At 67.2% G+C, this 12,338-nt stretch carries 16 protein-coding genes; 9 read left to right on the top strand and 7 right to left on the bottom strand.

The features are described 5' to 3' along the window. Positions 1 to 4 precede the first annotated feature (4 nt). Together ACZ5QD_RS08320 and ACZ5QD_RS08315 are read right to left on the bottom strand one after the other, a co-directional pair. Positions 5 to 430 (bottom strand): Fur family transcriptional regulator, encoded by a 426-nt coding sequence (locus ACZ5QD_RS08320; RefSeq protein ID WP_433821155.1) that lies wholly within the window; start codon positions 428 to 430, stop codon positions 5 to 7. Continuing rightward, positions 427 to 762: an ArsR/SmtB family transcription factor gene (locus ACZ5QD_RS08315; protein ID WP_278124309.1), complete on the bottom strand. Its 336-nt coding sequence runs from the start codon at positions 760 to 762 to the stop codon at positions 427 to 429. The genes ACZ5QD_RS08320 and ACZ5QD_RS08315 overlap by 4 nt, the downstream gene beginning before the upstream one ends. A 96-nt stretch (positions 763 to 858) precedes the next feature. Here ACZ5QD_RS08315 and ACZ5QD_RS08310 point away from each other — a divergent pair, with 96 nt between their 5' ends. Continuing rightward, positions 859 to 1,308: a nitroreductase family deazaflavin-dependent oxidoreductase gene (locus tag ACZ5QD_RS08310; RefSeq protein ID WP_433821153.1), complete on the top strand. Its 450-nt coding sequence runs from the start codon at positions 859 to 861 to the stop codon at positions 1,306 to 1,308. A gap of 3 nt (positions 1,309 to 1,311) precedes the next feature. Here ACZ5QD_RS08310 and ACZ5QD_RS08305 read toward each other — a convergent pair whose 3' ends face one another. Continuing rightward, on the bottom strand, positions 1,312 to 1,713 hold the full coding sequence (locus ACZ5QD_RS08305; RefSeq protein ID WP_433821152.1) for a hypothetical protein: 402 nt from the start codon (positions 1,711 to 1,713) through the stop codon (positions 1,312 to 1,314). A gap of 259 nt (positions 1,714 to 1,972) precedes the next feature. On the opposite strand from ACZ5QD_RS08305, the gene ACZ5QD_RS08300 reads away from it, so the two are divergent. Continuing rightward, positions 1,973 to 3,364, top strand: a complete 1,392-nt coding sequence (locus ACZ5QD_RS08300) for a glycine--tRNA ligase (RefSeq protein WP_433821151.1) — start codon at positions 1,973 to 1,975, stop codon at positions 3,362 to 3,364. 15 nt (positions 3,365 to 3,379) lie between these two features. Here ACZ5QD_RS08300 and ACZ5QD_RS08295 read toward each other — a convergent pair whose 3' ends face one another. Next, positions 3,380 to 3,922: a CG0192-related protein gene (locus ACZ5QD_RS08295; protein WP_464367215.1), complete on the bottom strand. Its 543-nt coding sequence runs from the start codon at positions 3,920 to 3,922 to the stop codon at positions 3,380 to 3,382. Positions 3,923 to 4,064: 142 nt separating this feature from the next. On the opposite strand from ACZ5QD_RS08295, the gene ACZ5QD_RS08290 reads away from it, so the two are divergent. Beyond that, positions 4,065 to 4,220, top strand: coding sequence for a hypothetical protein (locus ACZ5QD_RS08290; protein WP_433821148.1), 156 nt, complete (start codon positions 4,065 to 4,067; stop codon positions 4,218 to 4,220). 36 nt (positions 4,221 to 4,256) lie between these two features. On the opposite strand, the gene ACZ5QD_RS08285 is transcribed toward ACZ5QD_RS08290, so the two are convergent. Both ACZ5QD_RS08285 and ACZ5QD_RS08280 read right to left on the bottom strand, forming a co-directional pair. Continuing rightward, a complete protein-coding gene (locus tag ACZ5QD_RS08285) occupies positions 4,257 to 4,925 on the bottom strand; it encodes a phosphoribosyltransferase (protein WP_082083978.1) in 669 nt (222 codons plus the stop codon). After that, the gene (locus ACZ5QD_RS08280) at positions 4,919 to 5,548 is read right to left on the bottom strand and encodes a pyridoxamine 5'-phosphate oxidase family protein (RefSeq protein WP_045538851.1); all 630 of its coding nucleotides are present in this window, start codon (positions 5,546 to 5,548) and stop codon (positions 4,919 to 4,921) included. Before ACZ5QD_RS08280 ends, ACZ5QD_RS08285 begins: the two co-directional genes overlap by 7 nt. Before the next feature lie 93 nt (positions 5,549 to 5,641). Here ACZ5QD_RS08280 and ACZ5QD_RS08275 point away from each other — a divergent pair, with 93 nt between their 5' ends. Continuing rightward, entirely contained in the window at positions 5,642 to 7,051 is a 1,410-nt protein-coding gene (locus tag ACZ5QD_RS08275) for a WS/DGAT/MGAT family O-acyltransferase (RefSeq protein ID WP_045538854.1), read from the top strand. 30 nt (positions 7,052 to 7,081) lie between these two features. Here the strand turns inward: ACZ5QD_RS08275 and ACZ5QD_RS08270 are convergent, their stop codons facing one another. After that, a complete protein-coding gene (locus tag ACZ5QD_RS08270) occupies positions 7,082 to 7,984 on the bottom strand; it encodes an alpha/beta fold hydrolase (RefSeq protein WP_006897663.1) in 903 nt (300 codons plus the stop codon). 214 nt (positions 7,985 to 8,198) lie between these two features. Between ACZ5QD_RS08270 and ACZ5QD_RS08265 the strand changes: the two genes are divergently transcribed. From ACZ5QD_RS08265 to ACZ5QD_RS08245, 5 genes are all read left to right on the top strand, one after another. Further along, positions 8,199 to 8,507, top strand: coding sequence for a GlsB/YeaQ/YmgE family stress response membrane protein (locus ACZ5QD_RS08265; RefSeq protein WP_006897664.1), 309 nt, complete (start codon positions 8,199 to 8,201; stop codon positions 8,505 to 8,507). A gap of 163 nt (positions 8,508 to 8,670) precedes the next feature. Next, positions 8,671 to 9,426 (top strand): hypothetical protein, encoded by a 756-nt coding sequence (locus tag ACZ5QD_RS08260; protein WP_062367871.1) that lies wholly within the window; start codon positions 8,671 to 8,673, stop codon positions 9,424 to 9,426. 84 nt (positions 9,427 to 9,510) lie between these two features. Continuing rightward, a complete protein-coding gene (locus ACZ5QD_RS08255) occupies positions 9,511 to 10,341 on the top strand; it encodes a mycofactocin-coupled SDR family oxidoreductase (RefSeq protein ID WP_278124296.1) in 831 nt (276 codons plus the stop codon). A 151-nt stretch (positions 10,342 to 10,492) separates the two neighbouring features. Then, the gene (locus ACZ5QD_RS08250) at positions 10,493 to 10,981 is read left to right on the top strand and encodes a cold-shock protein (RefSeq protein ID WP_039867897.1); all 489 of its coding nucleotides are present in this window, start codon (positions 10,493 to 10,495) and stop codon (positions 10,979 to 10,981) included. A 43-nt stretch (positions 10,982 to 11,024) separates the two neighbouring features. Then, the gene (locus ACZ5QD_RS08245; protein ID WP_051999682.1) at positions 11,025 to 12,284 is read left to right on the top strand and encodes a deoxyguanosinetriphosphate triphosphohydrolase; all 1,260 of its coding nucleotides are present in this window, start codon (positions 11,025 to 11,027) and stop codon (positions 12,282 to 12,284) included. Positions 12,285 to 12,338: the final 54 nt, after the last annotated feature.

Here is a 12,338-nt window from a genome sequence, read left to right as displayed (position 1 = left end):
GTCGTCAATGGTTGGTTGACGCTGCTGTGCAGTCTCTGCACGTCCCGAAGATCTCGACGGTGTGCGAGATGTCGGCGAAGCCGTTCTCCGAGGCCACCGAGTCGGCCCATCGCTCCACCTTGTCGGCTTTGATCTCCACGGTGGTTCCGCACTCGCGGCATACCAGGTGATGGTGGTGTCCGGTGGAGCAGTGCCGATAGCGGGTCTCGCCTGATCCGTCCCAGATCGCGTCGATCTGCCTGGCCGCGGTGAGCGCCTGGAGGTTGCGGTACACCGTGGTCAGTCCGATCGACTCGCCCCGCTCACGCAGTTTGTCGTGGAGCTGTTGGGCCGACAGGAAGTCGTCGGTGTCCGACAGCACATCGGCGATCGCCGCCCGCTGCTTGGTGGACCGCTGGCCGGTGACCGGCTTGTTCGCCGTGTCGCTCATGCCTGCGCCTCCGTCCGATGCTCAGTGGCGTGCAGGACTGCGTCGACCACGATGTGTGCGACGTGATCGTCGGCCAGCGAGTACTCGACCTCCCGGCCGCGCCGGCTCCCGACCACCACTCCCGACTGCTTCAGGACGCGGAGGTGCTGGCTCACCTGCGGCTGGTTCAGTGCGAGGGCGTCGACCAGTTCGTGGACGCACATCGGCCGGTCGCGCAGTGTCATGACGATCGACACCCGGGCGGGCGAGGCCAGCGCCCGCAGCAACTCGCTGGCGGCGCCGTGCGCCCGGCGGTCGGCGGTCAGTGCCGGCGACATCACCGACTGACTCATGACTGCTCCTTCGAAAGGGATTCAACACCTCCATCCTAAAGGAACTGATTTTCATTTGCCTGTGGCCTCGGCCGGCGCAGCGTAGCGTTCCTGGGTATGACCAGCATCGGCGCGCGGGCGCTGCGGACCCGGTGGTTCGTGCGTTCACCGATACCGCTCTTCCGCGCGGGACTCGGGTTCCTCTTCGGCGGTCGGCTGCTGCTGTTGCAGCACACGGGCCGCAAGTCCGGTGAGCCTCGATACGTCGCCCTGGAAAGGGTGGAACGGCCGGACCGGAACCGAGTGATCATCGCGTCGGGCTTCGGTCGTAGCTCCCAGTGGTTCCGCAACCTTCAGGCCGATCCGCGGTGCCGCGTCTGGATCGGTTTCGACCGCGATCGACCGGCGACCGCGCGAGTTCTCACCCCGCAGGAGTCGGCCGCGGTCCTGGACCGCTACCGCCGCGAGCACCCGAAGGCGTACGCCGAACTGGCGGGAGTGATAGAGGAGTCGACCGGTCTGCCGATCGACCAGATCCCCTATCTCGAACTGACCCTGGATCGCTGACGATCAGCAGAAGGCCACCGCGTATCGGCCGGTGCTGCTGTCCTCGGAGACGAGGACCCCGTTCACATAGGTGCGGCAGGCGGCGTAGTGGCCGCTGGTCTGGAAAGAACTGCCGGTGAACTGATACGTCGACCGCGACGTGACGGTGATGCTTCCGGACCACGTCTTCCGATCCTTGGAGCGGGTCGGGAGCGACGGGCGCGACATGGTCTGCATGTCGTCGTAGGCGTCGTACCAGGCCAGCGACTCATTCACGTGCGTGTCGCTGAAGAAGACGTACCTCACGGTGTCGCCGACGGTCGGATCCGCCGAATCGGCGGCGGCCGGGCCGGCAGCGATCGCACAGGCTGTGGCCGCGGCGGCCACGACGGCTCCGGCGACGGCGCTTCGCTTGGTGAGTTTCATGGTTGCTCCTCGTAGTCGGCGATGAGGCGCTGCGCCTCATCGGGTGCTGCGAACGTACGCGGCACCTACGACAATTCCGGCCAGTGCGACTGACCCGGCGATACCGCGGTGGTTCCGGCGCAGTCCCGCGCGGAGCCTCCCCGTGCGGGTGACCGGCGCACTCGTCCCGCCACCGACTACGCTGTACTGCGACGTGCACGACCACCGTCGAGCACCGTGACAGAAGTCCGAACCCCTACGTCGTGGAGATCAGAAAACCGTGGCTGTGCAGTCCAAAGTCGATGCCGTCGTCAATCTCGCCAAGCGGCGGGGTCTGGTGTATCCCTGCGGTGAGATCTACGGCGGAACCCGCTCCGCATGGGACTACGGTCCGCTCGGCGTGGAGCTGAAGGACAACATCAAGCGGCAGTGGTGGCGGACGATGGTGACCTCGCGCGAGGACGTCGTCGGACTGGACTCGTCGGTGATCCTGCCGCGGCGGGTGTGGGAGGCCTCCGGACACGTCGAGGTCTTCACCGATCCGCTGGTGGAGTGCACCAACTGCCACAAGCGTCAGCGCCAGGATCACCTGCAGGAGGCGTACGCGCTCAAGAAGGGGATCGACGATCCCGACTCGGTCCCGATGTCGGAGATCGCGTGCCCCGAGTGCGGCGCGAAGGGGCAGTGGACCGAGCCCAAGGCCTTCTCCGGGCTGCTCAAGACCTTCCTCGGGCCGGTCGACGACCAGGAGGGGCTGCACTACCTCCGTCCCGAGACCGCGCAGGGCATCTTCATCAACTTCAAGAACGTGATGACCACGGCGCGCCGCAAGCCCCCGTTCGGCATCGCGCAGATCGGCAAGAGCTTCCGCAACGAGATCACGCCCGGCAACTTCATCTTCCGCACCCGCGAGTTCGAGCAGATGGAGATGGAGTTCTTCGTCAAGCCCGGCGAGGACGAGCAGTGGCACAAGTACTGGATCGACGCGCGGCACAACTGGTACATCGACCTCGGGATCGATCCCGAGAACCTGCGGCTGTACGAGCACCCCAAGGAGAAGCTCTCGCACTACTCCAAGAGCACGGTGGACGTCGAGTACAAGTTCGGCTTCGGCGGCAACCCGTGGGGTGAGCTCGAGGGCGTCGCGAACCGCACGGACTACGATCTGTCGACCCACAGCAAGGCCTCGGGTGAGGACCTGTCGTTCTTCGACCAGGCCTCGGGTGAGCGATACACCCCGTACGTCATCGAGCCCGCGGCGGGACTGGGCCGGTCGATGATGGCCTTCCTGTGCGATGCCTACACCGAGGAGGAGGTGCCCAACGCGAAGGGCGGCACCGACACCCGAACCATGCTCAAGCTCGACCGTCGGCTCGCGCCGGTGAAGGCGGCGGTGCTCCCGCTGTCCCGCAACGAGAAGCTGTCCCCGAAGGCGCGCGACCTCGCCGTGGAGCTGCGCAAGCACTGGAACATCGAGTTCGACGACGCGCAGGGTATCGGCAAGCGCTACCGCCGCCAGGACGAGATCGGCACGCCGTTCTGCGTCACGGTCGATTTCGACACCCTCGACGATCAGGCGGTCACCATCCGCGAGCGCGACAGCATGAGCCAGGAGCGGGTCGCGCTCGACAAGGTCGTGGAGTACCTCGGCGGCAAACTGATCGGCGTCTGACGGGCGCGGACGGCGCTACCGCAGTGCCGCCACGACGCCGGCGCCGCCGTCCCATTCGGCGACGAGCCACGCCGCACCCGACACCGGGGAGGCGAGGTCGTCGCTGAGGGCGAGCGCCGTCGCGTCGGCCGGTGCGCCTTCGACGCGGATGCGCACCGGCGGTTCCTGGATCGTCACGGACCCGTCGCTGCTCTGGATCTCGAGACGTGCCTGTTCCTGTCGCCCGCGCAATGCCCGCACGAAGCAGTCGACGGCGACGGGATCGGCGGCGGCCTCGTAGATCCAGCGATCGCCGAGCACCGAGTGAGTCATCGTGGAGACGAGGAACTCGTCGGCCTCCGGCAGCGGAGCGCCACGGTAGGTCAGCGGGATGTGCAGGCTGCGGTCGTCGCGCGAGACCAGCAGAGCTTCGACACCGACCTCGCCCGCAGGATCGTCGAAGCGGTAGCCGCCGATCATCTCCACCTCTCCGGTCCCGCCCCACGGGACGCTGTCGAGGTAGGCGGTGACCAGTTCGCGCTTGGTGGGCGAGAGGGTCGCCTGGTGAACGAGTGCCATGTGACGACCCTAGTGCGCGATGTGCGGACTGTCTCGCGCCGTCGGCGATCGACGTGGGCGGGAAGTCCTGTTCCGGTGGGTCGCGTGATGGATGTCCGCGCCATCGGGTATCTGTAGTGCAACCCCCGACGAGAGGACCGCAGTGAACCCGAGGCTCATCATGTTGTTCAGCGGTGTCCTGATGATCATCGCGTTGGGGTTGATGGTGGGTCAGAAGCAGTGGGTGATGCTCGCCGTGGTCCTGCCGATCTGGCTGATCATCCTCGGCGCGTGGTGGTATCGCCAGCGGAGTCGGTAGTGCCTCGATCCTCATACCCCACACCGGGCTTCCGGCTCAGCGGTCTGTGAACTGATCCAGAACCGAACGCACGCGGGCGTCGGTGAGCTGTGCGAAATCGTCGTACGCGCCGCCGACTCCGATGAAGTCCTCCGGCGTGTACGGACAGACGACGGAGTCGGCCTCGGGAAACATGTCCGCGGTGCCGACCGGGCCGGCGGGCACTGCCACCACGATCCGTCCGGCCCCGCGGCTTCGGAGCGCGCGGACGGCCACGTTCATCGTCGCGCCGGTGGCGACACCGTCGTCGACGAGCACCACGGTGCGTCCGGCCACGACGGGTTGCGGGCGTCGGTCCCGATAGGCGGCGTCACGTCGCCGGAGTTCGGTGCGAGCCGCGTCGACGGCCTCGGCCAACCTCGCCGGGGTCAGGCCGGTGGCGCGCAGGACGTCGTCGTTCATCACCACCGCATCGTCGGCGCCGATGGCTCCGGCCGCCACTTCCGGCTCCCACGGAACGCCGATCTTGTGCACCAGGTAGACGTCCAACGGCGCCCGCAGGTCCTCGGCGATCGGTGCGGCCACGTCCACTCCGCCGCGGGGGAGTGCGAGCACGATCGTGTCGTCGCGACCGCGGAGATCGGACGACAGCCTCTCGGCCAGGACCCGCCCGGCGTGCGCGCGGTCGCGGTACCGGCGAGTCGAGAACCTCCGCGATATCACCACAGTCGCCGTTCCAGTTCGTCGACCCGGTCCTGCAACTGGTGGATCTGATCGATGTACGGCTGCACCCGTTCACGGACCTGTTCGGAGGTGTACAGGGGCACCATCGACCGCGCACAGTTCCAGTCGAAGGCCTCGACGTCGATGACGATGCTGCGCTCGCATCGTGCGGCGATCCGGCCGTCCGCGACCTGGGACAGGCGCTCGAGCAGTTCGGGATCGGCGTCGCCGTCGATCACAGTGGCACGCCCGAAGACCTTGAGCCGCATCTTCTTCGGATGATCGGCGACGAAGAGCGCGACACGACCGTCTGTCTCCAGGTTGCCGACCGACACGAACTGCTGATTGCCGCGGAAATCGGCGAATCCGAAGCGATTGCCGCCGAGGTGGTGGACGAATCCGGTCGGCCCGCTGCGGTACTGGACGTAAGGCCACCCCGAGGGGGTCACCGTCGCCATGTGGAAGGCGAACACCCCGGTGAGCATCCGAACCTCCCGCGGCGTCACCCGCTGCGGGCCCGAATCGGGTGTGTCGAGACCCGCGCCGTAGGCCACCACGCTGCCGGTGATGCGTTGCCGCGCAACGGCTGCGTCGCCGAACGCGATGTGCTGATACCGATCTCCCACGGTCTCCAGGCTAGGCGGGGCCACCGGAACCGCGTCATCCGATACTCGCCAGTAATTAGAACAGGTTCTAATTCTCCGCTATTCTCCATGGTCATGGAACGATTGAGCGGCCTGGATGCCAGCTTCCTCTACCTCGAGACACCCGAGCAGTTGATGCACGTCTGCTCGGTGATGGTCATGGACAAGTCCACGGTTCCCGGCGGGTATTCGTTCGCGACCTTCCGAGCCACACTCGACGAGCGTGTGCGCCGAGTTCCCCAGTTCACTCGGCGGGTGCGACGCGTTCCGCTCGATCTCGGCCACCCCGTGTGGGTCAAGGACGAGCACTTCGCTATCGACCACCACCTGCACCGGATGGCACTGCCCGCACCCGCCGGCCACGCCGAACTCATGGAGATGTGCGGTCATCTGGCCGGACTCCCGATGGACCGCGGCCGCCCGCTGTGGGAGATGAACGTCATCGAGGGATACCGCGGCGAGGACGGCGAGGAGAAACTGGTCGTCTTCACGAAGATGCATCACGCCACGGTCGACGGCGCGTCGGGCGCCAATCTGATCTCATACCTGTGCAGTCTCGAACCGGACGCGCCACCGCTGGCCACCGATGAGATCCCCATGGACGGACGGTCGCCGGGGTCGCTCGAACTCTTCGGCCGCGGCATCGTGAGCACGCTGTCGCGACCGCTGTCGATCCCGAAGATGCTGAGTCCGACCCTGGGGCTGATCACCGAGACGGTGAGCCGCGCCCAGCACGGCACCGCGATGGCGCCTCCGCTCACCGCGCCGCGGACCTCGTTCAACGGCACCATCACCGGTCACCGCACCATCGCGGTGGGCGATATGGACCTCGAGGACGTCAAGGCGGTCCGGCGCGCGACCGGTGCGACGGTCAACGACATCGTGCTGAGCATCGCCGGCGGCGCTCTGCGCGACTATCTCCTGGAACGCGACGAGTTGCCCGACTCGTCGCTGCTGGCCACCGTGCCGGTCTCGGTGCGCGGAGAGTCCAAGCGTGACGACGGGGCGAACAAGGTCTCGGCGCTGTTCACCCGGCTCGGGACCGACATCGCCGACCCGCTCGAGCGGCTGACCGCGATGACCGAGGCGAACAAGCACGCGAAAGACCATCACAACGCGATCTCCGCGGACACCCTGCAGGACTGGGCCGAGTTCGCCGCGCCGCGCACGTTCGGGCTCGCCGTGCGCGCATATGCGGGACTGCGCCTGGCCGACCGGCATCCGGTGGTGCACAACCTGGTCATCTCGAACGTCCCCGGTCCGCCGATCCCGCTGTACTTCATGGGGGCACGGATGGACGGGATGTACCCGCTGGGCCCGGTCTTCCACGGAGCGGGCGTCAACATCACGGTGCTGTCGAACAACGGCGTCGTCCACGTGGGCGTCATCGCGTGTGAGGACAGCATGCGCAGCCCGGAGAAGCTCGTCGCCCACTTCCCGGAGGAACTCGGGCGGCTCAAAGAACAGGTCGCGCCCGCGGGGTAGGCGCGAAGTGGGCGAATGGCGCGGCGGGCATCACGACTCGGCGCGCTCGCGCCACCGCGCCCGCACCACGCTGCAGGCGTGCGCGAATACCGGCACGAATTTGTCGGCATCGATCACGCAGCACGAGTGACCGCCGTCCACCTCGTGCACCGTGGCGCCCGGGATGCGGCGGGCCATCGCGATCTGCCGGGCCGGCGGTATCGCGCGGTCGCGCAGGGGCACCACGACGGCGGTCGGCACATCGATCTGGCTGATCCACGGTCGCGTATGGTGCCTGCCGATGGCGCCGACCGCCTTGCCGACGGCGATCGGCGACGTGGAGCGGAACTCGTTGAGCGCCCACCGGTTGATGTCGACGGCCGGGTCGACCTGCGACGCCTGAACTCGGCCGGCGCGGCGCGGGGAACCGGATCCGGGAACGCGTGAGGTGATGCCCGCCATCCCGTTGTGGAAGACCCGTTCGGTCGCGGTCATCTGAAAGGCGTCGGTGGAGGCGCAGAGCACCAGCCCGCCCGCCCGGTCGGGATGCTGCCGCCAGACACGCTGAGCGACCAGCGATCCCATCGAGAAGCCGGCGAACATCGCTTCATCGATTCCGAGGACGTCCAGCAGTGCCACGGCGTCGTCGGCGCAGTCGCGGAGGCTGAACTCGGGTGATTTGATGCCCTGACCGTGCCAGCGCAGGTCGAGAGTGATCACCCGGAACCGCTTCGACAGTTCCGGGATGCTCGGAAACCAGGTCAGCAGGCCGGTGGTCGTCAGCGCGTGCAGAAGAACGATCGCCGGTGCGTCGGCGGTGGGACCGGCGGTGTCGGTGACGTAGGTGGAGCCCCGGCCGGGCAGTTCGATCAGACGGCCCGCGGGGATGTCGACTCTCGGCAGCCGGACTCGCGGTGCGCGCGCGGCGGTCAGGTCTCGTCGAGCAGGATTCATAGGTCGCCCCTTCGTTCCCGGAGCCCCAGGAACTAGAACATGTTGCATTTGCGATCACTATGCCATGAGGTGTCGGTGGCCGGTCATCCGAGCGCCGTCACTTCTCGGAAGTGGTGCGCAGATGACATCCAGATAACGCTTCATGTCATCGGAGCGACCGTTATCCCTTGTCTCGTAGCGTGGAGGCACAGCAGTCGAGACAAAGGATGGGCAAATGGACGCAATTGCAGTGAGTGAGATCCTGGCGCGCTCGAGTACGACCACCAATGTCGGATGGATCGGCTATCTGGTCATCGGCGCGATCGCGGGCTGGATCGCCGGAAAGATCGTCAAGGGCGGCGGTGCCGGGATCCTGATGAACATCGTCATCGGCGTCATCGGCGCGCTGATCGGCGGTTTTCTCTTGAGTTTCTTCCTGGACACCGCGTCCGGCGGCTGGTGGTTCACCCTCCTGACGGCAGTGCTCGGTTCGGTGATCCTGCTGTGGATCGTGGAGAAGGTGCGCGGCAGTTCGGGCAGTTGAACGCCAGTTCGCAACGGCGGCGGGTCCTCGGCTTCGGTCGGGGACCCGCCGCCGTTCTCGTGCGCTGATCTGCGGGTCTCAACTCGGTCTCAGGGCGCTGTTTCGGAGCGAAGTGGCCCCATACTCAGTCGAAACACCAGTCACTTCAGCCCCGGAGGTCACATTGTCCAGGTCATTTCGTTTCACGATCGCGTCGGTCGCCGCGTCGGCCGCACTCGTCGGAGGCGCGGTCGCCGCACCCGCCGCACACGCCGACACCTCCCGCGACGCGGCTGCCGCCCGTGCCGCACTCCACGAGGTCGCCGCTCAGCCGAACGACGCCGCATCGGTGATCGACTCGATCGACGAGGCCAACGCGGTCCTCAAGAAGCTCGGCATCACTCCGTTCACGCCGACCAAGGGACTGTGCACCGATCTGTCGATGCCGTCGGCGGTCGGCGGCGCGATGCCCGGATCGATCACTCCGCTCCTCGGTGACCTGAACAAGTCGCTTCGCGTCAAGGACAAGGACATCAACGCGATTCAGAAGGGCGAGGTGCTCTACGGCTTCGTGCCGGTCGACAAGTTCTCCGACACCAAGGACAAGAGCGGCATGCGTGTCGCGTGGTTCAACGTCAACACCCTCGACGGCGGGTTCGGCGAGCCCATGAAGGGGCTCGGCGACTCGATCGTCGACGCCGTGGACGCACGCCTGAAGGAAGCGGATGTCAGCGCCTTGGTGCGGACCCTCGCCCGGAAGACGCTCGGCTCGGTCGTCGCGGCGATTCCGGCCAACGGCGCTCGAGGCGGCATCGTCAAGACCGGCTCGGGCACGGTTCTCTCCGCGATCTACGGCACGATGCAGAAGGCCGGCGGCAGTGAGGACGCGCCGGTCACGTGCTACTTCTTCCCGTCGCTGGGCATCGCGACCGTGAAGTAGCCGGCCGGGAAAAGGTCTCCCGATCGCGTGCACACCCCTCCGCCGAAGCGAGACAATGGAGTCGACGATTCGAGGAGGCGGGCAATGACTGATCTCACCGGAAAAGTGGCCTGGGTGACTGGTGCGGCGCGCGGGCAGGGACGATCGCACGCACTGGCCCTGGCGGCGGCGGGCGCGCACGTCGTCGTCACCGACATCGCGGCGCCGGTCGACACGATCGCCTACCCGATGAGCGATCCGAACGACCTCGCGGAGACGGCGAGAGAGATCAAGTCGACCGGCGGCTCGGTGACATCGGCGCAGGTGGACGTTCGCGACCGGGCCGCGGTGAACGGGCTCGTCTCGCGGATCCGCGACGAACGCGGACGCCTCGACATCCTCGTGTGCAATGCCGGCGTCTGCTCGTTCGAACCGGTCGAGTCGCTGACCCACCAACAATGGGCCGACGTCATCGACACCAATCTCACCGGTACGTTCAACTGCGCGCAGGCCGTTCTCACGCTGATGAAGGAGAACCGGTTCGGCCGCATCGTCGGGATCTCCTCGGGAGCCGGCCGCGGCGGCATGCTGCATCTGAGCCATTACGCCGCGAGCAAGTGGGGGATCATCGGATTCATCAAGTCGTTGGCCCTGGAAGTGGGTGCGTACGGCATCACCGCGAACGTGGTGTGCCCGGCGTCGGTGGCGACGCCGATGGTGCTGAACACCGCGACGATGAAGAGATTCTGTCCGACGGTCGAACACCCGACGCAGGACGATCTCGCTCAGGTCTTCGCCGGTTGGAGTCCGCTGGGCGTGCCGTGGCTGGCACCGGCCGACGTCACCCGCGCGGTGATGTATCTGGTCGACGACCCCGGCGTCATCACCGGCACGGTGGTCGAGGTGAGCCTCGGGACGAATGCGACGCGTCAGTAGGAGCCGCGGTGGTCGTCGACCGGTTGACATTCCGATCACTACCAGGCATTTCAGCTCGGTCGGCTGACGGTTTTGAGGCATAGTAGTTGGGGAGTGCGTCGCGCGGGCAAGGGGTTCGCGGTGTGGGCGTGCTTTGGAGAGAGAGTTTGTGGTGGCTGTCAACGGCAAGGTCGTGCATTTCGACACCAATCGTGGTTTTGGATTCCTGGCGCCCGCGGAGGGCGGAGACGACGTCTTCCTGCACATCAACGACGTGGGCATCGATGAGACCCTGCTGCGCCCCGGCGCCGAGGTCGAGTTCGACGTCGAGAGCACCGATCGTGGCGCGAAGGCACTGAACGTGAAGGTGACCAAAGAGGCTCCGGAGGGCGAGTCGCCCGCAGCCGAGCGCGCCCAGCGTCGTGACGAGGGCCGCGGACGCTTCGGCGACCGGCACGATCGCGGCGACCGCCGTGACGACCGGCGCGGCGGCCGTGATGACCGCGGACCGCGACGCTTCGGCAATCGGGGCGGCGGCCGTCTGTTCAACGAGATCACCGAGCTGCTGCTCGACGCATCGCCGGACCTGACCGCTCGTCAGATCGTCGCGATCCGATCCGGTCTCCTGGACATGGCATCCCAGCGCGGCTGGTCGGAGTAGTTTGACCGACGCCGATCGGTCCGCGGGCGGCCCGCCCGTGGCGATGTACGACGCTCACGACCTGGAACGGATGGTCGTCGAGGCGCCCAAGATCGCCGCGGGCGCGAATCCCGCGACCGACCATCGCAGCGACTTCGCCCGCGACCGCGCCCGGGTGCTGCATAGCGCGGCCCTGCGGCGACTCGCGGACAAGACGCAGGTGGTGGGTCCGCGGGAGGGCGATAACCCGCGGACTCGTCTGACCCATTCGCTCGAGGTCGGCCAGATCGGACGCGGTATCGCGGTCGGTCTGGGCTGCGACCCGGATCTGGTCGAACTCGCCGGACTCGCCCACGACATCGGCCACCCGCCCTACGGGCACAACGGCGAGCGGGCTCTTGAAGAAGTGGCCCGCGACCGTGGCGGATTCGAAGGCAATGCGCAGAATTTGCGCATCCTGACGGCGCTGGAACCGAAGATCGTCGGCCCGGACGGGGTCAGCGCCGGTCTCAACCTCACCCGGGCGGCGCTCGACGCAACGCTCAAGTACCCGTGGTCGCGCACGGCGCCCGGCACCAAGTACGGCGCGTACGTCGAAGACCGCCCCGCGCTCGACTGGGTGCGTGACGGTGCGCCCGACGGCCGGCGCTGTCTGGAGGCCCAGGTGATGGACTGGTCCGACGATGTCGCGTACTCGGTGCACGACCTCGAAGACGGAGTGATCGGCGGGCGGATCGATCTGCGCCAGTTGAGTTCGCCCACCGATCAGCACGATCTGGCGCAGCTAGGCATGCAGTACTTCGACGGGCTCACCGCCGATCCGCTGGTCGGGGCGGCGCAGCGGTTGTCGGAGATGGAGATCTTCGCCTCGCTCGGCGAGTTCGACGGTTCGTTGGAGGCGTACACGCGGCTCAAGCGACTCACGAGCGAGCTCATCGGGCGTTTCGCTTCGGCCGCGATCACCCGGACGCGCAGGGTGGAGGGCGCACGTCCGCTGCGCCGGTACGACGCGGATCTCTCGGTGCCGGCCGATGTGGCGGCCGAGGTCGCCGTGCTGAAGACGCTCGCCCTGCGGTTCATCTTCTCCGACCCGAGTCACCGCGCCAAGCAGGACCGTCAGCGCGAGCGCATCCACCGCGTCGCCGAGATGCTCCTGGTGACCGCCCCGGGCGGCCTCGACCCGATCTTCGCCGCCGCGTGGAATGCCGCGGCCGACGACGACGCCCGGATGCGCGTGGTGATCGACCAGATCGCCTCCATGACCGAGGGCCGCCTCGAGCGCCTCGACAAGTCCAGCGCCGAAGTCCAGGCACACCTGGGCTAGCCCGTCGAACTCCCGCCACGCTTCTCCTGTCAGGCTCGTCGAGTAAGCGGGGGA

The sequence above is a fragment of the Gordonia sp. J1A genome (genome assembly GCF_055393515.1).
This window is presented reverse-complemented; position numbering and strand designations above follow the sequence as displayed.

What these genes read in the sequence shown, in the direction of transcription:
- ACZ5QD_RS08320 (WP_433821155.1), bottom strand. Translation starts at nt 430, where the DNA reads ATGAGCGACACGGCGAACAAGCCGGTCACCGGCCAGCGGTCCACCAAG.
- ACZ5QD_RS08315 (WP_278124309.1), bottom strand. Translation starts at nt 762, where the DNA reads ATGAGTCAGTCGGTGATGTCGCCGGCACTGACCGCCGACCGCCGGGCG.
- ACZ5QD_RS08310 (WP_433821153.1), top strand. Translation starts at nt 859, where the DNA reads ATGACCAGCATCGGCGCGCGGGCGCTGCGGACCCGGTGGTTCGTGCGT.
- ACZ5QD_RS08305 (WP_433821152.1), bottom strand. Translation starts at nt 1,713, where the DNA reads ATGAAACTCACCAAGCGAAGCGCCGTCGCCGGAGCCGTCGTGGCCGCC.
- ACZ5QD_RS08295 (WP_464367215.1), bottom strand. Translation starts at nt 3,922, where the DNA reads ATGGCACTCGTTCACCAGGCGACCCTCTCGCCCACCAAGCGCGAACTG.
- ACZ5QD_RS08275 (WP_045538854.1), top strand. Translation starts at nt 5,642, where the DNA reads ATGGAACGATTGAGCGGCCTGGATGCCAGCTTCCTCTACCTCGAGACA.
- ACZ5QD_RS08270 (WP_006897663.1), bottom strand. Translation starts at nt 7,984, where the DNA reads ATGAATCCTGCTCGACGAGACCTGACCGCCGCGCGCGCACCGCGAGTC.
- ACZ5QD_RS08265 (WP_006897664.1), top strand. Translation starts at nt 8,199, where the DNA reads ATGGACGCAATTGCAGTGAGTGAGATCCTGGCGCGCTCGAGTACGACC.
- ACZ5QD_RS08255 (WP_278124296.1), top strand. Translation starts at nt 9,511, where the DNA reads ATGACTGATCTCACCGGAAAAGTGGCCTGGGTGACTGGTGCGGCGCGC.
- ACZ5QD_RS08245 (WP_051999682.1), top strand. Translation starts at nt 11,025, where the DNA reads ATGTACGACGCTCACGACCTGGAACGGATGGTCGTCGAGGCGCCCAAG.